Origin of the sequence: Streptomyces sp. HUAS ZL42, assembly GCF_040782645.1 — a bacterium.
Taxonomy (GTDB): domain Bacteria; phylum Actinomycetota; class Actinomycetes; order Streptomycetales; family Streptomycetaceae; genus Streptomyces.
On sequence record NZ_CP160403.1, the window covers coordinates 9336198 to 9356988 of the forward strand.

17 protein-coding genes are annotated in these 20791 nt (G+C 69.3%); 2 read left to right on the forward strand and 15 right to left on the reverse strand.

All coding sequences use genetic code 11. The features are described 5' to 3' along the window. Positions 1-5: 5 nt before the first annotated feature. The 7 genes from ABZO29_RS42690 to iolD form a co-directional block, all read right to left on the reverse strand. Positions 6-1064, reverse strand: a complete 1059-nt coding sequence (locus ABZO29_RS42690) for a Gfo/Idh/MocA family protein (protein WP_367325576.1) — start codon at positions 1062-1064, stop codon at positions 6-8. A 2-nt stretch (positions 1065-1066) separates the two neighbouring features. Next, a complete protein-coding gene (locus ABZO29_RS42695) occupies positions 1067-2065 on the reverse strand; it encodes a Gfo/Idh/MocA family oxidoreductase (RefSeq protein ID WP_367325577.1) in 999 nt (332 codons plus the stop codon). Further along, positions 2062-3216 (reverse strand): Gfo/Idh/MocA family protein, encoded by a 1155-nt coding sequence (locus ABZO29_RS42700; protein WP_367326397.1) that lies wholly within the window; start codon positions 3214-3216, stop codon positions 2062-2064. The genes ABZO29_RS42695 and ABZO29_RS42700 overlap by 4 nt, the downstream gene beginning before the upstream one ends. Continuing rightward, complete coding sequence (locus ABZO29_RS42705) at positions 3210-4244, reverse strand: Gfo/Idh/MocA family protein (protein WP_367325578.1); 1035 nt, start codon at positions 4242-4244, stop codon at positions 3210-3212. Before ABZO29_RS42705 ends, ABZO29_RS42700 begins: the two co-directional genes overlap by 7 nt. Positions 4245-4348: 104 nt before the next feature. Then, positions 4349-5299 carry a TIM barrel protein gene (locus ABZO29_RS42710; protein ID WP_367325579.1) on the reverse strand — a complete coding sequence of 317 codons (951 nt, stop codon included), beginning with the start codon at positions 5297-5299 and terminating at the stop codon, positions 4349-4351. 18 nt (positions 5300-5317) lie between these two features. Beyond that, positions 5318-6808 carry a CoA-acylating methylmalonate-semialdehyde dehydrogenase gene (locus ABZO29_RS42715; RefSeq protein WP_367325580.1) on the reverse strand — a complete coding sequence of 497 codons (1491 nt, stop codon included), beginning with the start codon at positions 6806-6808 and terminating at the stop codon, positions 5318-5320. Positions 6809-6821: 13 nt separating this feature from the next. After that, positions 6822-8699: a 3D-(3,5/4)-trihydroxycyclohexane-1,2-dione acylhydrolase (decyclizing) gene (gene iolD, locus ABZO29_RS42720; protein ID WP_367325581.1), complete on the reverse strand. Its 1878-nt coding sequence runs from the start codon at positions 8697-8699 to the stop codon at positions 6822-6824. A gap of 155 nt (positions 8700-8854) precedes the next feature. Here iolD and ABZO29_RS42725 point away from each other — a divergent pair, with 155 nt between their 5' ends. Continuing rightward, complete coding sequence (locus ABZO29_RS42725) at positions 8855-10051, forward strand: RNA-guided endonuclease InsQ/TnpB family protein (RefSeq protein ID WP_367325582.1); 1197 nt, start codon at positions 8855-8857, stop codon at positions 10049-10051. A 31-nt stretch (positions 10052-10082) separates the two neighbouring features. Here ABZO29_RS42725 and iolB read toward each other — a convergent pair whose 3' ends face one another. From iolB to ABZO29_RS42765, 8 genes are all read right to left on the reverse strand, one after another. Then, positions 10083-11000 (reverse strand): 5-deoxy-glucuronate isomerase, encoded by a 918-nt coding sequence (iolB, locus tag ABZO29_RS42730; RefSeq protein WP_367325583.1) that lies wholly within the window; start codon positions 10998-11000, stop codon positions 10083-10085. After that, complete coding sequence (locus ABZO29_RS42735; protein ID WP_367325584.1) at positions 10997-11869, reverse strand: aldolase; 873 nt, start codon at positions 11867-11869, stop codon at positions 10997-10999. The genes iolB and ABZO29_RS42735 overlap by 4 nt, the downstream gene beginning before the upstream one ends. A 4-nt stretch (positions 11870-11873) precedes the next feature. Next, the gene (iolC, locus tag ABZO29_RS42740) at positions 11874-12842 is read right to left on the reverse strand and encodes a 5-dehydro-2-deoxygluconokinase (protein WP_367325585.1); all 969 of its coding nucleotides are present in this window, start codon (positions 12840-12842) and stop codon (positions 11874-11876) included. Positions 12843-12993: 151 nt separating this feature from the next. Continuing rightward, a complete protein-coding gene (locus ABZO29_RS42745; RefSeq protein WP_367325586.1) occupies positions 12994-13851 on the reverse strand; it encodes a sugar phosphate isomerase/epimerase family protein in 858 nt (285 codons plus the stop codon). Positions 13852-13974: 123 nt separating this feature from the next. Then, on the reverse strand, positions 13975-14889 hold the full coding sequence (locus ABZO29_RS42750; RefSeq protein ID WP_367325587.1) for an ATP-binding cassette domain-containing protein: 915 nt from the start codon (positions 14887-14889) through the stop codon (positions 13975-13977). Positions 14890-14894: 5 nt separating this feature from the next. Continuing rightward, a complete protein-coding gene (locus tag ABZO29_RS42755) occupies positions 14895-15971 on the reverse strand; it encodes an ABC transporter permease (protein ID WP_367325588.1) in 1077 nt (358 codons plus the stop codon). Next, positions 15971-16975: a sugar ABC transporter substrate-binding protein gene (locus tag ABZO29_RS42760; protein ID WP_367324961.1), complete on the reverse strand. Its 1005-nt coding sequence runs from the start codon at positions 16973-16975 to the stop codon at positions 15971-15973. The genes ABZO29_RS42755 and ABZO29_RS42760 overlap by 1 nt, the downstream gene beginning before the upstream one ends. A gap of 1123 nt (positions 16976-18098) precedes the next feature. Next, a complete protein-coding gene (locus tag ABZO29_RS42765) occupies positions 18099-18884 on the reverse strand; it encodes a carbonic anhydrase (protein WP_367325589.1) in 786 nt (261 codons plus the stop codon). Between the two features lie 400 nt (positions 18885-19284). Here ABZO29_RS42765 and rox point away from each other — a divergent pair, with 400 nt between their 5' ends. After that, positions 19285-20712, forward strand: a complete 1428-nt coding sequence (rox, locus tag ABZO29_RS42770) for a rifampin monooxygenase (protein ID WP_367325590.1) — start codon at positions 19285-19287, stop codon at positions 20710-20712. Positions 20713-20791 lie beyond the last annotated feature (79 nt).

A 20791-nucleotide genomic window follows, 5' to 3' on the forward strand; every position in this document is an offset into this window, starting at 1 on the left:
AGTGGTCAGGCGGTGCAGAGTTGCTGCTGCGTCTCTCCTGGGAACACGATGCCGCACTGCCGGCGGATCTCGTCCATCACTCGCAGCGTGGTGACCGAGTCGTCCAGTGGACGGAGCGGAGACTGCAACCGGCCGGCGGCGATGCACCGGGCCACCTCCGCGGCCTCGAAATGCAGGGCATCGTGTGCGGTGAGCGGCTCTGTGTACGTCGATTGCGTGCCGCTTCCCGCCAGGGTCAGGACGATGTCGCCGGGCTGGTAGAAGGGGCCGGGCAGGCTCAACGTGGCGTGCGTGCCGACGATGGTGGCCGTGGTGGGTGTGTCGCTGAAGAGGGTGGTGTGGACGATGCCTTGATTGCCGTCGATGTCGCGGAGGAGAGCGGAGGCCTGGCCGTTGACACCCGCCGGGTGCGGCTGCGCGGAGGCCACCACTTCGGCCGGGGCACCGAGGACCCAGGTGGCGAGGGACAGGGGGTAGGTACCGAGGTCGAGAAGGGGGCCTCCGGCCAGGTCCGGGCGGAGGATGCGGTGGCCGGCGGTGAAGTGTTCGCCGTATTCGGCGAGGACGGTGCGGATGTCGCCGAGGACGCCGGAGTCGAGGACCTGCCGGACGACGTCGAACTTGGGGAGAAAGAAGGTCCAGAGGGCTTCGGAGCAGAACAGGCCCCGTTCTGTGGCGAGTTGGGCGATCTCGATGGCCTGGGCGGCGTTCAGGGCGAGTGGCTTCTCCACCAGGGCGTGCTTGCCGGCCTCGAGGGCGATCCGCGCACAGGTGAGGTGGTCGGTGTGCCCGGTGGCGACGTAGACCACGTCCACGTCCGCGGCCGCGGTCAGCTCCTCGTAGGAGCCGTACGACTGAGGGATGCCGTGCCGGCGGGCGAAGTCCTCGGCGCGGGCGGCGTCGCGGGACGCGACGGCGGTGAAGCGCTGGCGTGTGTGGCGCTGCACGGAGCGCACGAAACGTTCTGCGATCCAGCCCGTGCCCAGGACGCCCCAGCGCAGTACGGGCGCGTCCATGGGGTCCGGGGTGCGCGGGGCGGGCAGGACCCTGGGAAAGCCGGGCATGCTCACACCTCCGGGACCTGGACGGCGACGGTCCGGCCCTCGCTCTTCATCGACGCGATGACGGCGTCGGCCACCGCGCCCGCCACCAGGCCGTCGTGCGCCGTGGCCAGCGGCGACGGACTCCCCATGGCGACGGCGTCGATCCACGCCTGGAGTTCGAGACGGTAGGCGTCGGCGAACCGGGGACGCCAGTCGGCCGGGTGGGCGAGGGAACGGGCACGCGCCGAGTCGGTGACCAGGCGGGCGGGGTTGGTGAGGGCCAGCGCGCCACGCTCGCCGGCCACCTCGCAGCGGATGTCGTAGCCGTAGCCCGCGTTGAGGAACACCTCCACGGTGGTCAGCGCGCCGTCGGCGGTGCGCAGCAGTATCAGTTGCGGGTCCTGCAGCCCGGTCACCACCGTCGTGGAGCGGGGCGCGTGCCAGCTGACCTCGGTGATGGGGGAGTCGAGCAACCAGGGCACGATGTCGAACTCATGGATGGCCGACCCGGTGATGCTGAGCTCGTCGGTGGCTCCTGGAGCGGAGGAGACCCCTCGGCTGACACAACGCAGCAGCAGCGGTGCCCCGCAGACACCGGCGGCCAGGGCCTCTTTCAGTTCCACGTACGCGGGGTCGAAACGGCGCATGAAACCCAGCGAGATCAGCCCTGCGCCGGCCTGCCGCTCCGCCCGTACGACACGGACGCATTCGTCGAGCGTGGGAGCGAGGGGCTTCTCGCACAGCATGGGCTTTTCGGCCCGTACGGCCGCGACGGACAGATCGGCGTGGGTGCTGTCGTGCGAGGCGATGACGACGGCATCGACCTCCGGATCGGAGATCACGGCGTACGGATCGCCGGTGGCGCGGGCGTCGGTGAGGGCACCGGCGACGGCGGCGGCCCGTTCCTCGTCGATGTCCGCGACCATGGTGACCACGGCGCCGGAGACATGGCGGTGCAGGGTGTTCGCGTGGTCGGCGCCCATGTTGCCCGCGCCGATCACTCCAATGCGGACTGTGCTCATGCCACGCTCACCCGTGCTCCCTGCTCTGCGGACCGGACCATGGCGTCGAGCGCGGTGGCGCTGTGCACGGCGTCGTCGAGGGTCGCTCCGTACGGTGTGCCCTCGGCGACCGACCGCAGGAACCGGTAGGCCTCGATCACCTTGAGGTCGTCGTAGCCCATGCCGATGCCCGAGCCGGGCTGGAAGGCGCCGTACTCGCCGGAGCCGGGGCCGACGTTGAGGGTGCTGGCGGGCTGGTCCTGGTATGTCGTGCCGCGGCAGACCCCCAGTTCGTTCATGCGGCGGAAGTCCCAGAAGACGGCGCCTTGGGTGCCGTGGACCTCGAAGCCGTAGTTGTTCTGTTCGCCGACGGAGACGCGGGAGGCTTCCAGGACGCCGCGGGCGCCGGAGGCGAAGCGCAGCAGGCAGCTGACGTAGTCCTCGTTCTCGACCGCGCCGAGCTCGCCGCCGGTGGCGCGGGTGTGGCCGGAGGTGGCGCCGGTGGGGCGGGCCCGTTCGGGGATGAAGACGGCGGTGTCGGCGGTCAGGGAGGCGATGTCGCCGAGCAGGAAGCGGGCCAGGTCCGCGCCGTGCGAGGCCAGGTCGCCCAGCACCCCGCTGCCGCCCCGCTCGCGCTCGTAGCGCCAGGTCAGCGCGCCCTCGGGGTGGGCGGCGTAGTCGCTGAACAGCCGGATGCGCACATGCGTGACCGTGCCGATCTCACCGGCGGCGATCAGGTCGCGGGCGGCCTCGACGGCCGGCGCGTTGCGGTAGTTGAAGCCCACCGCGCCCTGCACGCCGGCCTTGGCGACGGCGTCGGCCACCTGGCGGGCGTCCTGGGCACTCAAGCCCACCGGCTTCTCGATCCAGATGTGTTTGCCGGCCTCGGCCATCGCCACGCCGATCTGCCGGTGCAGGAAGTTGGGGGCGGTGATGCTGACGGCCTGCACGCGCGGGTCGGCGGCCACCTCGCGCCAGTCGCGGGTGGTGGTGGCGAAGCCGAACTGTGCGGCGGCCTCGTCGGCCCGGCCGGGCACCTCCTCGGCGACGGTGACCAGCCGCGGGCGCACGGTCAGCTGCGGGAAGTGGTGCAGCACCCGCGCGTACGCCTGGGTGTGCACCCGCCCCATCCAGCCGAACCCCACCACGGCGACGCCGAGACCCCTCACGATGACTGCCGTTCGGCGGCGCTTCCATAGAGGGCGGGGCGGGGCTTCATGTCGACGGTGATGACGGTGCCGTCGGTTTCCAGGGAGCGGACGGCGGCGTCGGTGATGACGGTGGCGGCGTAGCCGTCCCATGCGGAGGGGCCGCTGGGTTCGGTGCCGGCGGCGACGGATGCGATCCATTCGCGGAACTCGGTGTCGAAGGCGTCGGCGAAGCGGGCCTTCCAGTCCTGGACGACGGCGGTGGTGTGCTGTGCGGTGGTACGGATGGCGACGGCGGCGGGGTCGGGGAGGCGGATGAGGCCGTTCTCGCCGACGGTTTCGCACTGGATGTCGTAGCCGTACTGGCAGTTGACGAAGACTTCGAGGTCGATGCGGACGCCGCCGGCGGTTTCGAAGTACATCAGCTGCGGGTCCTTGAGGTGGTCGAAGCGCTTGCTGGTGGCGCGGGGGGTGATCACCTGGGCGGAGATGATGTCGTCGTCGAGGAGCCAGCGCAGGACGTCGATTTCGTGGACGGCGGTGTCCTGGGCGGCCATGGCGGAGGTGTAGCTGTCGGGGACGGTGGGGTTGCGGTGGGCGCAGTGCACGATGAGGGGGGTGCCGATGGTGCCGGCGGTGAGGGCCTGCTTCATCTGGCGGTAGCCGGGGTCGAAGCGCCGCATGAAGCCGACCTGGACGAGGCGCCGGCCGTGGGCGGTTTCGGCTTCGATGATGCGCAGGCAGTCCTCTGCGGTGGTGGCGAGGGGCTTTTCGCAGAAGACGGGCTTGGCGGCGGTGATGGAGTTCAGGACGTGTTCGGCGTGGGTGGGGCCCCAGGAGGTGACGAGGACGGCGTCGACATCGGGGGAGTTGATCAGTTCGGGTGCGGTGGGGTAGGCAGTGGCGCCGGTGCGGGCGGCGACCTCGGCGGCGCGGGCCTGGTCGATGTCGGTCACGGCGGTGACGGTGGCTCCGGTGACGACGGCGGTGAGTCGTCGTATGTGGTCCTGGCCGATCATTCCGGCGCCGATGACACCTACACGTACGGTCATGGTCGTTTTCCTTCGGCGGAATTCGGGAGAAGCGGGCTCGGAGTTCCGCTTCGGGGATCTGGGGGATCTGGAGGGGGGTGGCCCTTGGTCTCGGGCCGCGCCGGCTAGGGGTTGAGGGTCGGGCGTCGGGCTCCGGTGAGGCCGCAGCCGGCGAGGTGTTCGCGGGTGCGGACGGCGATGGGCAGGGGCACTTCGGGGGCGCAGGGGTAGAGGTCCTGCTCGACGATGACGAACAACTCGGCGTCGAGCTTGGACAGTTCGGTGACGACATCGGCGGGGTTGGGTACGCCTGCCGGGGGTGAGACGCACACGCCGCGCTTGACGGCCTCTCCGAAGGAGAGGTCCTCGGCGGCGACCTGGGCGAGGACGTGGGGGTCCATCTGCTTGATGTGGACGTAGCCGACGCGTTCGCCGAAGCGGCGGATCAGGTCGAGGTTGTCGCCGCCGCCGTAGGCGACGTGTCCGGTGTCCAGACAGAGGTTGGTGTAGCGGGGGTCGGACTCGTTGAGCAGCCGCTCGATCTCGGGCTGGGTCTGGATGTGGCTGTCGGCGTGGGGGTGGATGACGAGGCGTACGTCGTACTCGTCGAGGAGCAGCTTGCCGAGGCGGTCGGCGGCCTTGCCGAAGCCGGCCCACTGCTGGGTGGTCAGTTCGGGGGGCTCGGTGAAGGCGCCGGTCTTCTCGTCGCGGTACATGGGTGGGATGAGGACGAGGTGGTGCGCGCCCGCGGCGGCGGTCAGTGCGGCGACCTGCCGGACGTGGGCGAGCATGTCGTCCCAGGCGTCGGGCCGGTGCAGGGCGCCGAAGGCGGTGCCGCCGGAGACCTGCAGGCCGCGGGCGTCGAGCTCTTCCTTCAGGCCCTGGGGGTCGGTGGGGAGGTAGCCGTAGGGGCCGAGCTCGAGCCACTGGTAGCCGGCTTCGGCCAGTTCGTCGAGGAAGCGGGTGTAGGACACCTGCTGCTCGTCCTCGGGGAACCAGACGCCCCAGGAGTCGGGGGCGGAGCCCAGGCAGAGGTTGCCCGCGGTGGTGCGGAGGGAAGTCGGCGCCGTTGCCATGGTGGTCCTTCGGTGGTGTCAGTTGGAGGTGGGGAAGTTGAAGCCGGCGGCGGTGTGTCGGGTGGGCTGGGGCCAGCGGGTGGTGACGACCTTGGGGCGGGTGTAGAAGCGGATGCCTTCGGGGCCGTGGATGGGGTTGTCGCCGATGAGGGAGTCCTTCCAGCCGCCGAAGGAGTAGTAGGCCATGGGGACGGGGACGGGGACGTTGATGCCGATCATGCCGACGTGGATGTGGCGCTGGAATCGGCGGGCGGCTTCGCCGGAGGCGGTGAACAGGGCGGTGCCGTTGCCGTAGGGGTTGGCGTTGATGAGGTCGATGGCCTCGCCGAGCGACTCAACACGGACGATCGCCAGGACCGGGCCGAAGAGTTCTTCCTGGTAGGCGTCCATGGCGGTCGTGACGTGGTCGAGCAGGGACGGCCCGGTGAAGAAGCCCTCTTCGTGTCCTTCGACCTTCAGGCCGCGGCCGTCGACGACGACGGTGGCGCCCTGGACCTGAGCGGTGCTGACCGCGTTCTCGACGCGTTCCTGGGCGGCCTTGGTGACCAGGGGGCCCATGTCGGTGCCGGGCTTGTCGCCGGGACCGACCTTCACCTCGCGGGCCTTGCGTTCCAGGATTTCGACCAGGCGGTCGGCTGCGTCGCCGACGGCGACGGCGACGGAGACGGCCATGCAGCGTTCGCCGGCGGAGCCGTAGGCGCCTGCGGTGATGTGGTTGGCGGCGAATTCGAGGTCGGCGTCGGGCAGGACGACGGCGTGGTTCTTGGCGCCGCCGAGGGCCTGGACACGCTTGTGATGGGCGGTTGCCGTCTCGTGGACGTACTTGGCGATCGGCGTGGAGCCGACGAAGGAGACGGCTTCGATGCCGGGGTGGGCGAGGATCGCGTCGACGGCCGGCTTGCCGCCGTGGACGACGTTGAACACCCCGTCCGGGAGGCCTGCGCGCTGATACAGCTCTGCGACGAAGTTGGCGGCGGAGGGGTCGCGCTCGGACGGCTTGAGGATGAAGGTGTTGCCGGTGGCGATGGCGATGGGGTGCATCCACAGGGGCACCATGGCGGGGAAGTTGAAGGGGGTGATGCCGGCGACGACGCCGAGGGGCTGGCGGAAGTTGTGCACGTCGACGCCGCGGGAGACCTGGTCGGAGAAGGATCCCTTCAGCACGTCGCCGAGTCCGCAGGCGAACTCGACGACTTCGCGGCCGCGCACGATTTCGCCGCGGGCGTCGTCGACGGTCTTGCCGTGTTCGGCGGAGATGATCCGGGCGAGTTCTTCTTCGTGGTCGACGAGGAGTTGGCGGAAGGCGAACATGACCTGGGTGCGCTGCGTCAGCGACGACTCGGACCAGGTTTCGAAGGCGTTCGCGGCGGCTGAGACTGCGGTGTCCACGTCGGCCGCGCCGCCGAGGACGACCCGGGCCTGTTCCTGGCCGGTGGCCGGGTTGAAGACAGGGGCGGTGTCCGCGCTCAGGGCCGTGGAGCCGTTGATCCAGTGGGGGATGGTTGTCACGTGAGGTTCCTTGTCAGAGGTAGTGCCGCTGGGCGCGCTTGTGGGTGGCGTAGGTGTCGTATGCGGTGCGGGTGGACTCCAGCGCGGAGGTCTGGCTGACGGGGACGTCCCACCAGCCGTGGCCGGGTGGGTTGGGGCCGTAGAGGTCGGTCTCGACGTGGACGACGGTGGTGCGGGTGGCGGCCCTGGCCTTCTCCATCGCACTGCGGAACTCGTCCACCGACGTGGCGTGCAGGACGTCCGCCCCGAGCGAGGAGGCGTTGGCCGCCAGGTCGACGGGCAACACGTCGCCGTTGAGCAGGCCCGAGTCGCTGTCGCGGAAGCGGTACTTGGTGCCGAAGCGCTGCGAGCCGAGTGATTCGGACAGGGCGCCGATGGAGGCGAAGCCGTGGTTTTGGACCAGGACGATGATGACCTTCAGGCCTTCGGAGACCATGGTCACGATTTCCTGCGCCATCATCAGGTAGGAGCCGTCGCCGACGAGGACGACGACCTCGCGTGTCGGGTCGGCCATCTTGGCGCCGACGCCGGCAGCGACTTCGTAGCCCATGCAGGAGTAGGCGTACTCGACGTGGTAGGCCTTGGGGTCGCGGGCTCGCCACAGTTGTTGCAGGTCGCCGGGCATGGAGCCGGCCGCGTTGACGACCACGGCACGGTCGTCGAGCACCTGGTTGAGCGCGCCGAGGATCTCGGTCTGGGCGGGCAGCGGACCGTGACCCATGTTGAAGCAGCTGTCCTCGATCTCCCGTGTACGGGCGATGAGTTGACGGGTGCGCTTGCGGTACTCCTGGTCGACTTCCCAGTCCGTCAGCGCTCCGGCGAGGGCCTGGATGCCGAGGCGGGCGTCTGCAACCAGGGGCTCCGCCGAATGCTTCACCGCGTCGAGGCGGGCGACGTTGAGGTTGACGAAGGTGACGTCGGGGTTGGCGAAGACGGTGTGGCTGGCGGTGGTGAAGTCGGAGTAGCGGGTGCCGATGCCCAGGACGACATCGGCCTCGCGAGCGAGTTCGTTGGCCGCGCGGGAGCCGGTGGAGCCGATGGCGCCGACCGCGCACGGGTGGTCCCAGGGGACGGCGCCCTTGCCGGCGTGGGTGTCGGCGACGGGGATGCCGGTGGCCTCGGCGAAGGCGCGCAGTGCGGTCTCGGCACCGGAGTAGACCGCCCCGCCACCGGCCACGATCAGCGGCTTCTTGGCATTACGGAGCAGCGCGGCGGCTCGCTCCACGGCGGCCGGTTCCGGCACCGGGCGGCCCACGTGCCACACCCGGCGCCGGAAGAAGGAGACGGGCCAGTGGTAGGCCTCGGCCTGCACGTCCTGCGGCAGGGCGAGGGTGACCGCACCGGTCTCCACCGGGTCGGTGAGCACCCGCATCGCGGCCAGCGCCGCCGGGATCAACTGCTCGGGGCGGGAGATGCGGTCGAAGTACTTCGATACGGCGCGGAAGGCGTCGTTGACGGTGACGTCCCCTGCGCGGGTGTCCTCCAGTTGCTGCAGGACGGGGTCGGCGGCGCGGGTTGCGAACATGTCCGAGGGCAGCAGCAGCACCGGGAGGCGGTTGGTGGTGGCCAGTGCCGCTCCGGTGATCATGTTGGTGGAGCCGGGGCCGGTGGAGGCGGTGCAGGCGAAGGTGGCCAGCCGGTCGCGCATCTTGGCGTAGGCGACGGAGGCGTGGACCATGCCCTGTTCGTTGCGGGCCAGGTAGTAGGGCAGGTCGGCCTCGCCGGTGGTGGCGGCCTGGAGGAGGGCCTGGCCGAGACCGGCGACGTTGCCGTGGCCGAAGATGCCCCACATGCCGGGGATCAGTCGCTGTTCCTGGCCGTCGCGCTCGCTGTACTGGTTGGCCAGGAAGCGCACCAGGGCCTGAGCGGTGGTCAGTCGGACGGTGTTCATCGGATCTCCTTCGAGGAAAGCCCGTCCTTTAGGGCGGGGAGGAATCGAACCCCTGCGGAGCAGGGCAAGAAGAGCCGGTTCGCCGCCAGGGCGGACGGGCGTCTGCCCCCAACTACCCGTGAGCCGTCACAAACTGATGAGGCAGTATGTGAACCGTGAGGACCACCCACGTGAAGCGGGCGTTCAAGTACCGCTTCTGTCCGACCGATGCGCAGGCAGCCGAGCTGTCCCGCACGTTCGGCTGCGTGCGGAAGGTCTACAACCTGGCCCTCGCGGCGCGCACGCAAGCGTGGACGCGACAGGAGCGGGTGAACTACAACCAGACGTCGGCGATGCTGACGGCGTGGAAGAAGACCGAGGAACTCGCGTACCTCAACGACGTCTCCTCCGTCCCGCTCCAACAGGCCCTCCGGCACCTCCAGACGGCGTTCACCAACTTCTACGGCAAGCGGGCCAGGTACCCGCGGTTCAAGTCGCGGAAGAAGTCGCGGAAGTCGGCGGAGTACACCACCAGCGCATTCCGGTTCCGGGACGGGAAGCTGACTCTGGCGAAGATGGCGGAGCCGCTCGACATCGTTTGGTCCCGTCCGCTGCCCGAGGGCGCGTCTCCGTCCACGGTGACCGTGTCGCAGGACGCGGCCGGACGCTGGTACGTGTCCCTTCTGTGCGAGGATCCGTCCGTCCAGCCGCTCCCCGCCACCGGCACGGCTGTCGGTATCGACGTCGGGCTCGACCACCTGCTGGCCCTGTCGAGTGGCGAGAAGGTCTCCAACCCCCGGCACGAGCGCCGCGACCGCGCACGTCTCGCGAAGGCGCAGCGGGAACTTGCCCGCAAGGCCAAGGGTGACGGAGCGAACAGAGCCAAGGCGCGCCGGAAGGTCGCCAAGGTCTACGCCCGCATTGCAGATCGCAGGCGCGACCACCTGCATAAGCTCACCACTCGGCTCGTTCGTGAAAACCAAACGATCGTGATCGAGGACCTCGCCGTTCGGCACATGGTGAAGAACGGCAGCCTGGCCCGCGCTATCAGCGATGCGGCGTGGTCCGAGTTCCGGAGCATGCTGGAGTACAAGGCCCAGTGGTACGGCCGCGAAGTGATCGCGATCGACCGCTGGTTCCCCTCCTCCAAGCTGTGCTCCGTCTGCGGCACCTTGCAGGACAAGATGCCGCTGAGCGTCCGCGAATGGCGTTGCGATTGCGGGACTACCCACGACCGGGACGTGAACGCGGCGAAGAACATCCTGGCCGTCGGGCTGACGGCGTCTGTCTGTGGAGCTGGTGTAAGACCTCAACGGAGCACTCCGGGCGGGCAGTTGGCGATGAAGCAGAAACCCCTACGGCGCGAGCTGTAGGAATCCCCCTCCCTTCAGGAGGGGGAGGAAGTCAACGGTTCTCTCCGAACGGAAGCCGGTCGTCGACGTCCTGGGACTCCCAGGTCGTCCGCACCCAGCCGTGGGCGGGGTCGTCGCAGATCAGCCAGGCGCGTTCCTGGCCGGGGCCGGCCATGACGTTGAGGTAGTACAGGTCGTGGCCGGGCGCGGCGATGGACGGGCCGTGCCAGCCGTGCGGGATCAGGACGGTGTCGCCGGAGCGGACCTCGGCGAGCACATCGATCGGCCGGTCCTGGGTGCCGTAGACCCGCTGATAGCCGAAGCCGCCCTCGCCGCCTGCGACCTCGAAGTAGTAGATCTCCTCAAGCTCCGACTCGATTCCCGGTCGGGCTTCGTCGTGCTTGTGCGGCGGGTAGGAGGACCAGTTGCCGCCGGGCGTGAGGACCTCGCACACCAGCAGCTGCTCCGCCTCGAACGTGCCGGGCAGGCAGTAGTTGTTGACCTGCCGGGAACAGGCCCCTGCGCCGCGCAGTTCTACGGGCACGCCCTCTTGGGGCCCGTACCGGGCGGAGAGTGAGCCCCGCTCGGTACGGGCCGAGGGCAGCGCGCCCGGGGCGGAGAGTGAGCTCCGCCCGGTGCGGGCGGACGGCAGCGCGAACCGTCCTCCCTGCGCGCTGCTGATGACGGCCTCCGACTCGCGGGGGAGGTACGCGAAGTCGGTGACCGAAGCGAACACACTGCTGCGGCCCTGGAGTTCGAAGACGCTGCCGTCCGTGGTGACGGTGCACGAGCCCGTCAGCGGCAGGACCAGGAACTCCGCGTCACCGGTGGACAGGGTGTGCGCCTGACCGGGCTTGAGGGTCAGGATCCTGAGCCCGGAGTATCCCCAGCCCGCCGACTCCGGCGTGACCACGGCGTCGTACGGTCCATCGGCCGACGTTCCCTTCGGCAGGTGGTACTTGCTGCTCACAGCAGACTCACCGCCTTGTCCACCGCCCCGGCGACGTCGCCGTTGGACGGGTAGAGCAGGGAGCGGCCCACGACCAGGCCCTGCGCGGTGGGCTGCTTGAGTGCCTTGCCCCAGGAGGCGAACGCGGCCTCCGGATCGGTGACCTCACCGCCCAGCAGCAGCGCCGGCAGGGTCGAGGAGGCCAGCACGCGCTCCATGTCGGCCACGACCGGCAGCTTCAGCCAGGTGTAGGCGCTACGCCGGCCCAGCCCCGAGGCGATGCTGATCGACTTGACGACCGCATCGGTGGCGAGGTCGTTGCGGATCCTCCCGTCCTGCCACACCGAGATGAACGGTTCGACCATCGCAACGAGGTGACGGTCATTCAGTTCGTCGATGGCGCGGGCGGTGTTCTCCAGGAGGGATGGGGTCGCCGGATCGGCGAGGGCGATGCGGGTGAGCATCTTGCCGCCGTCGAAGCCCATTGCGGCGATCGTCTCGGCGTCGTAGCCGGTGAAGCGGTCGTCGATCTCGAAGACCGACCCCGCAAGCCCGGCCCGGTTCATCGAGCCGAAGACGCTCTTGCCGTGCAGGACCCCGAGCAGCAGCAGGTCCTCCAGGATGTCGGCCGTGGCAAGTACACCGGTCACCCCCGGCCGCTCCAGGGCGATGCACAGACGGTCGAGGAGCTCGAAGCGGTCGGCCATGGCGTTGGGGTCGCCGCCGACACCGTTGGCGCCTCGCGCCGGGTGGTCGGCAGCGATGATCATCGCCTTGCCGTGCTCACCGAGCAGCGACGTGGCTCTGACACGTCGGGCGGCCGCCGTGGCGACAGCCCCGGGATCCTTGACCCGGGCGCCCACGATGCGGCTCACGTTGTCGGACAGCACGTCGTCACGCCTTTCCTTCAGTCGTCGCGAGGGATGCCTCGCGCAGCTTGGTCTCGACCTCGGCCTCGGTCGGCATGGCCTCGGAGCAGGCCAGCCGGCCCGCGACGATCGCGCCGGCGGCGTTGGCGAAGGACACTGTGCGACGGGTGTCCCAGCCCGACAGCAGCCCATGACACAGCGCCCCGCCGAACGCGTCCCCGGCACCCAGCCCGTTGACCACGTCCACCGGCACCGGCGGGATCTCGGCGGGCGAGCCGTCCCGGTCCATCGCCAGCACGCCCCTGGGCCCCTGCTTGACCACCGCCAGTTCCACACCCGCGGCCAGCAGCGCCTTCGCGGCCGCGTACGGCTCGCGCTCCCCGGTGGCCACCTCGCACTCGTCGAGATTGCCCACCGCGACCGTGGTGTGCCGCAGCGCCTGCCCGTACAGGGCTCGCGCCTGGGCCGGGTCGGTCCAGAACATCGGCCGCCAGTCCAGGTCGAACACCGTCGGTGCCGTCTTGGCCCGGTGCTCCAGTGCCGCCAGCGTCGCCGAACGGCTCGGCTCCTCGCTCAGGCCGGTCCCGGTGACCCAGAACACCGCCGCGTCGCGCACCGCGGCCAGGTCCAGTTCCTCAATACGGATGTCGAGGTCGGGGGCCTTGGGCAGCCGGTAGAAGTACAGCGGGAAGTCGTCCGGCGGGAAGATCTCGCAGAACGTCACAGGGGTCGGCGCGATGTCCGACCTACCCACGAAACGGCTGTCGACGCCGTAGCTTTCCAGGGCCGTGCGCACGAAGTCCCCGAAGGGGTCGCGGCCCGTCTTGGTGATCACGGCGGACGCGTGGCCGTAGCGGGCGGCGGCCACGGCCACGTTCGTCGGGCTGCCGCCGAGGTACTTGCCGAACGACGTGACCTCCGCCAGCCCCACGCCCGTCTGGAGCGGATACACGTCCACTCCCACGCGGCCCATGGTCAGCACTTCAATCGGCATGACGCTGCTTTCCCTTCGTTCCGGAGACCGGAATGGAGTGGCGGTCTTGATGCGGGGCTTCTCGACCTGATGTCGCGCCTGCCGCCAAGAGGAGGGTGAGGATGGCCGGCGACTGGCGTGGCGACCTGCGCCCCGGGGTGGTCGGGGTTCGTCAGGCCCAGTCGGCGTGGTATTCGTTGATCTTGTCGCGCATGAAGAGGGAGGATTCTTTGGCGCGTTCTTCCCAGGCGAAGACGCAGGCGGTGAGGGTGCCGTCGAAGCCGTTCGCCCGGAGTTCGCGGAAGAGTTCGTCGAAGTCGACCTCGCCCTGCCCGATGTCCAGGTGCTGGTGGATGCGGGCAGGCGTGCCGGGCGGGTTGAGGATGTAGCGGTTGCCCGAGGACGCCGTGTGGTCGAACGCGTCGGCCAGGTGGACGTGGGTGAGCAGGTCACCCGCGTACTTGATGATGCCGGGGGCGTCGTTGCCGATGTGGAAGGTGTGCGGGGCGCAGTAGAGGAACGTGACGTTGGGGTGGTTGATGCCCCGGATCAGGTTGATCGCGTCGTAGCCGTTTTCGATGAAGTCGTCCGGGTGCGGTTCCAGGGCGAGCTTGATGCCCTCCCGCTCGAACACCGGCAGCAGCTCCTCCAGGGACTTCCAGAACTGCGCCTCGCTGCGGTCGGATTCTTCCGGCCGCCCGTTGAACTCGGAGATCATGCTGTCCACGCCGAGGTCGGCGGCGATCTGTATCGACCGCTTCCAGTACCGTACGGCGGCCTGGCGGGCGTCCTCGTCCGGGCCGGACCAGCGAAACAGCGGCAGCAGGGAGGAGATGCCGACGCCGGCTGCGTCCAGTGCCTTGCGGAACTTGCGGACGGTGGTGTCGTCGACGCGGGGGTGGCGGAAGAACGGGATGAAGTCCTCCCGGGGGGACAGCTCGATCCACTCGTAGCCCAACTCCGCCACCACGGAGGGAAGTTCGAGCAACGGGACATTGCGGATCATGTAAGGGTCGAGAGCGATCTTCACGAGGGAGTGCCTTCCTGGTACTTCAGTGGGGGATACGGGGGTGGCGCATTGGACCAGGTGTCCTGGGCTCGGCGGTTCTGTGACCGGCCCATGGACGCCCCGTCCGAACCGCCTTCGCCGTTGTCAGGAGGCCGCTTCGCCAGCAGTCGCGACGGGTCCGGTGAGGTCCTCCTCTTCGGGGAGTTCTTCGACGTCGACGCCGCGGACCTGCGACAACTCGTGCTTGAGTGCGGCGAGTTCGGTGCCGCCGGCCATGTGGTTGGTCAGCTCCTCCAGGCTGATGTCGCTGCGCTCGGCGGAGAGTTCCATGGTGCCCAGGCGCAGGACGCTGAAGTGGTCGCCGACCATGTAGGCGTGGTGGGGGTTGTGGGTGATGAAGATGACGCCGAGGCCGCGGTCGCGGGCGGCGGCGATGTACTTCAGCACCACCCCGGACTGCTTCACGCCCAGGGCGGCGGTGGGCTCGTCCAGGATGAGCACGCGGGCGCCGAAGTAGACGGCGCGGGCGATGGCCACGCACTGGCGCTGGCCGCCGGAGAGGGTGCCGATGGGCTGTTCGAGGTCGTCGAGGACGATGCCCATCTCGCGCAGCTCGTGGTCGGCGGTCTTCTTCATCTTCTCGATGTCGAGGCGGCGGACGGGCCAGGGGCCCTTGGTCATCTCGGAGCCGAGGAAGAAGTTGCGCCACACCGGCATCAGCGGCACGGTGGCCAGGTCCTGGTAGACGGTGGCGATGCCCTTGTCGAGGGCCTCGCGGGGGGTGGCGAAGCGTACCGGGGTGTCGTCGACGAGGAACTCGCCCTCGGTGTGCTGGTGCAGCCCGGAGATGATCTTGATGAGGGTGGACTTGCCGGCGCCGTTGTCGCCCAGCACACAGGTGACCTGACTGGGGAACACCTTCAGGCTCACCCCGTGCAGGGCACGGATGTTGCCGTACGACTTGCCCGCGTTGCGCAGTTCGACGATCGCCCCGTCGCCGTTGGCCGGGACGGTGTCCGCGAGGATCGCGCCGTGGGTTCCGGTTCCGTTGGTTTTCATTGCGGTCACCTCCGGGTCGCCGTGCGGCTGACCCACAGATTGATCAGGACGGCGCCGAGCAGCATCACGCCGAGGAAGGCCTTGAACCAGTCCGGGTTCCAGCCGGCGTAGACGATGCCCTGCTGCACCATGCCGAACATGAACGCGCCGAAGACCGGACCGATCGCGGAGCCGGCACCACCGGTCAGCAGACAGCCGCCGATGACGGCCGCGGAGATGTAGATCAGCTCCTGGCCCACGCCCTCACCGGACTGCACGGTGTTGAAGGAGAACAGGTTGTGCATGCCGATGAACCAGGCGCCGAAGCCGACCAGCATGAACAGCGAGATCTTGGTGAAGGTCACGGGCACGCCGACCGCCCGTGCGCTCTCCTTGTTCCCGCCCACCGAGAACACCCAGTTGCCGTACTTGGTGCGCAGCAGCACCCAGGTGGCGATGGCGGCGAACACCAGCCAGTACACCACCGTGATCTTCACATTCACGCCGCCGATTTCGAAGGTGGAGGCGAAGACCTTCCTGGCCCCGTCGAAGCCGTCCATGTCGCTGATGTCGTCGGTGGCCACGTTCCCGGTCACCAGCTTGGTCACCGCGAGGTTGACGCCCTGCAGGATCAGGAAGGTGCCCAGGGTGACCAGGAAGCTGGGCAGGCCGGTCTTGACCACCATCCAGCCGTTGAAGAAGCCGACCCCCAGGGAGACCAGGAGTGCGATGATCACGCCTGCCCACACGTTCATGCTGAGCTGATAGGCGAGCATGCTCGCCGTCAAAGCCGAGGTGATGACCGCGACGCCGGCCGACAGGTCGAACTCCCCGCCGATCATCAACAGGGCCACCGGCAGGGCCATGATCCCGATGGTCGACGACTGGTACAGCACGTTCGCCATCGAGCTGCCGTCACGCACCGGCGGGGCGGCGACCAGGAAGAAGACGTACACCGCGACGGCACCGAGGAACACACCCACTTCGGGGCGAGCCAACAACCGCAACGCCAGAGGGCGTTGCGCGGTGCGCCCGTCGGTTTCCTTGGGGCCGGGGGCCGGCGGTGTGGTCACCGCCGGCTCGGCGTGCTGGGTCATACTCATCACCGGGTGCCCTTCGCGGCGAACTGGGCGACCTGGTCGACGTTGTCCTTGGTGATGAAGGCGGGGCCGGTCAGGATGGGGGCGGTGCTGCCGCCGCTGAAGTTGCCGTTGGTCTTGTAGAGCCAGAGGGAGTCGACGGCGAGGTAGCCCTGGAGGTAGGGCTGCTGGTCGACGGCGAATTCGACGTCGCCGTTCTGGACGGCCTTGACGAGGTCCTTGTTGAGGTCGAAGGTGGCGACCTTGGCCTTGCTGGTGGCGTCGGAGACGGACTGGACGGCGGTGAGGGCGATGGGGGCGCCGAGGGTGACGACCTGGTCGATGGTGGAGTCGGCCTTGAGTTTGGCGGTGATGGTCGACTTCACGGAGGGCATGTCGGTGCCGTTGACGTAGAGGATGTCGGTGGTGCCGGTGAAGCCCTTCTTCAGGCCGGCGCAGCGGGCTTCGAGGGCGACTTGTCCTTGTTCCTGGATGACGCACAGGGCGTGCTTGGCGCCGAGTTGGTTGAGGCGGGCGCCGAAGGCCTGGCCGGCGATGTTCTCGTCCTGGCCGAAGTATTCGAGCATGCCGAGTTTCTTCCAGTCGTCGACGCCGGAGTTGAAGCCGACGACGGGGATGCCGGCGGCGTTGGCCTTGGCGACGACGTCTTTCATGGCGTCGGGCTTGGCGGCGGTCAGGGCGATGCCGTCGACCTTTTGGTCGATGGCGTTCTGGACGAGGTTGGCCTGGTTGCCGGCGCTGGGGTCGCTGGAGTAGACGAGTTTGATGTTGTCCTTGGCGGCGGCGGCCTGGGCGCCCTTGCGGATGAGGTCCCAGAAGGTGTCGCCGGGGGAGGCGTGGGTGACCATGGCCACGGTCATGCGGGGGGTGGTGGCCTTGCCCGCCGAGGCGGCCGCGCCGCCTTCCTCGGACTTCTTGCCGCCGGAGCTGCTGGAGCAGCCCGTGGCGAGCAGGACGCCGGTGAGGACCGTGGCGGTCAGGGCGGCGGCTCGGTGGTTTCTGTGCATGTCCCTTGCACCTCGCTGTGCTGATCAGGTGGGAAAGAGGTTTCGGCCTTGACGAAGAGGTCCCGCCCGGCCTGGCGCGGCGGGCGAGGGGTTTGGGGCGTGCCTTGTGCGGCGGAGCGCTGTTGTCTGTGGCAGCCGTGGGTGTGGCCGCTGATGGGTTGCTAGAGCGCGCCACTAGCGCGCTCTAGTTGCCACGTACTATGAAACGGCGCATCGGTGATGTCAACAGGTTTGTCAGGACGTTCCAACAAAATGTCGGATGGTGATCGTGGCGCTACCGACCCTGTTGGTGTGGCGTCGTCAAGGTGAGGCCAGTTGCGGCGAGCTTGGGGGCGCGAGGTCCAGAGGCGCGACGGGGCGAGCTTGCTCAGCCGCGGGACGGGTCACCGGCAGGTGGATGCGCCGCCACGTGGGACACCCGGCGGTCAGTGCGAACGCGGCGGCGGTGGCGGCCGTCAGGCCCACCACGGCGAAGGACGCGGGCAGGCGTGCCGCCGTACAGGAAGGGCAGGCGCAGGGCGGAGCGTCGTGCAGGACGGCGAGGGGCAGGCGTAGGGCGGAGCGTCGTGCAGGACGGCGAGGGGCAGGCGTAGGGCGGAGCGTCGTGCAGGACGGCGAGGGGCAGGCGTAGGGCGGAGCGTCGTGCAGGACGGCGAGGGGCAGGCGTAGGGCGGAGCGTCGTGCAGGACGGCGAGGGGCAGGCGTAGGGGGGAGCCACCGTGCAGGACGGCGAACGGCGCCGACGCGGTCGCTCTCTCGTCGACGCCGCGGTGGCCATCGCCCGGTCGCATCCCGACGAATACATCCGCCACCGGGTCGAGCACCAGGTCCGCAGCTGACCAGCCGCTTGGCACGTGACCGTCTGGCCCTGCGGGGCATCGGCGGGTCGGCCAGAGTCAGGTGGTCCCCACCCGCGATGGAGCACTTCGCGGAGATCGAGGCATGCAGGGCCGCGTACTGTGGCCGGGCCGGATGGGCGGCTGCCGCAGTTGACGACCTTTCAGCTCGGGCGGACCGCTCGGCCGCCGCCTCGAGTTCCTGGTGCAGCCGTGATCGTCGGTTTTCCGGGGAGATGGCCGCGGTGGCTCTCCATCGCGGCCATCTCCCCGCCATGTACGGAGGTTCAGCTGATGCGGTGCACTCGCTGGGTGGTCAGTTCGTAGCGGGCGCCGACGATGGCCAGCGCGCCCGAGTCCACCTTGGCGGCGAGATCGGGCTCCGCGGCGAGCCGTGACCGGATGAGCCGTATGTTCGCGTCGATCGTCGCGTCGATGCGCGCGTCACCCTCCTTGCTGCGGTCGATGGCCGGGCTGATCTGGTCGGCCAGGTACTGGATGTGGGCGGGCAGTTCTTCGCCCGACTCGTCCGCCTGGACCGTGGCCTTCACTGCCCCGCACGACTGGTGGCCGAGCACCATGAGCAGCGGGATGCCCAGCTCGAGCACGCCGTACGCGAGGCTGCCGAGCACGGCCTCGTCGAGGACCTGGCCCGCGCTGCGGACGGTCATCAGATCGCCGAGGCCCTGGTCGAAGACCAGCTCCGGAGGGACCCGGGAGTCGATGCAGCCGAGTATGAGGGCGAAGGGGTGCTGACCGGTCGTCAGCGCCTGGCGGACGACGGGCGTCTCGTCGGGGTGCCGCTCGCGGAAGGTACGCCAGCGGCAGTTGCCCGCCGCCAGCTCCCGCAGAGCCTCCTCGGCGGTGGTGGGCCGCTTGCGCGGAGCGGTGGTGGGGGGCGCGGCGACCGCGGGGGAGGCGCCGACGGCGAGGCCGGTTCCGAGGACAGCGGTCCCGGTGAGCGCGGCGCGCAGGAGGGAGCGCCGGGCGGGGGGTGTCGTGCCGGTGACCGGGGCGCCGGATGCCGTCCGCTGTGGGCGGACCGCTCCGTCAGGTACTGGATCAGAGTTCACGGAGGGGAACGTATGTCCGGCTCGACGCGCCTCCGTTCGGGTTACTGAATCATGGGTGAGTGTTGGCGAATCATGGTCAAGTGTTGAACTTTTCTTGGCGGCCCCGAGAGAAGTCCTTTGGCTGGAGGTCGAGCGGGAAGCGCCGATGTCGACGCCGCATTCGTTGGTCCTGGCGGGTCGTTGACTGGCGCGAAGTACGCGCGCACCGCAGCAAAGACAAAGGCAAGGAGTCGCCCACTCCTTGCCACTCTCAACCTATAGCGCACCGGGGGCCTTGCGGCAAGGCCCGGGTCATGCCGCAGAATCTCTGGCCGAGGCCACGACCTGCGGAAATCGGGGATTCGCGAAGTACATATGCGTTCTTGAAGTGCATGTGCGTTCTTGTTGAATGGGGGATTTCATGATCGACGTGATCATTGCCGGCGGCGGACCGACCGGCTTGATGCTGGCCGGAGAGTTGCGGCTGCACGGCGTGCACGTGCTCGTGCTGGAGAAGGAGGCGGAGCCGACCAGGTACGTCCGCGCGCTCGGCCTGCATGTGCGCAGCATCGAGGTGATGGACCAGCGCGGTCTGCTGGAGCGGTTCCTCGAGCACGGCAAGCAGTACCCGGTCGGCGGCTTCTTCGCCGCCATCGCCAAGCCCGCGCCCGACCGGCTGGACAGCGCGCACGCCTACGTCCTCGGCATCCCGCAGCCCACCACCGATCGCCTGCTGGCCGAGCACGCCACCGAGCTCGGCGCCGAGATCCGGCGCGGCCGCGAACTGGTCGGGCTGAGCCAGGACGAGAACGGAGTGACCGTCGAGTTGGCCGACGGCACGCGGCTGCGCTCGCGCTACCTCGTCGGCTGCGACGGCGGCCGCAGCACGGTGCGCAAGCTGCTCGGCGTCGGCTTCCCCGGCGAGCCGACCAAGGTCGAGACGCTGCTGGGCGAGATGGAGGTGGCCGTACCGCCGGAGGAGGTTGCCGCCGTGGTGGCCGAGGTCCGTAAGACTCACAAGCGGTTCGGTCTCGGGCCCTTCGGGGAGGGGGTGTACCGCGTCGTCGTACCCGCCGACGGGCTGGCCGAGGACCGCTCGGTCCCGCCGACCCTGGAGGAGTTCAAGCAACAGCTGCGGGTGTTCGCCGGCACCGACTTCGGCGTGCACTCCCCGCGCTGGCTGTCCCGCTTCGGTGACGCCACCCGGCTGGCCGAGCGCTACCGGGTGGGCCGGGTGCTGCTGGCCGGCGACGCGGCGCACATCCACCCGCCGACCGGCGGGCAGGGCCTCAACCTCGGTGTCCAGGACGCGTTCAACCTCGGCTGGAAGCTGGCCGCCGAGGTGAACGGCTGGGCACCGGAGGGGCTGTTGGACAGCTACCACACCGAACGGCACCCGGTGGCCGCCGACGTGCTGAACAACACCCGCGCGCAGATGGAGCTGATGTCCACCGAGCCGGGCCCCAGGGCGGTGCGCCGGCTGGTGTCGGAACTGATGGACTTCGAGGACGTGAACCGGCATCTGATCGAGAAGCTCACCGCGATCGGGGTCCGCTACGACTTCGGCGAGGGCCACGAACTGCTCGGCCGGCGGATGCGGGACGTGGGGCTGAAGCGGGGGCGCCTCTACGAGCTGATGCACGGCGGCCGCGGACTGCTGCTCGACCAGACCGGCCGGCTTTCGGTGGACGGCTGGGCAGACCGGGTCGACCACGTCGTCGACGTCAGCGAGGAACTGGACGTGCCCGCCGTACTGCTGCGGCCGGACGGCCACGTGGCGTGGGTCGGTGAGGACCAGCAGGATCTGCTCGGCCGGCTGCCCAAGTGGTTCGGCCGTGCTGTCAGGTGAGCGCGCAGCTACCCAATTGGCTTGTTTCAAGCCGTAGTTGATGACCCGTGGGTGCTTCACGGCACTGCCCGCAGCTGAA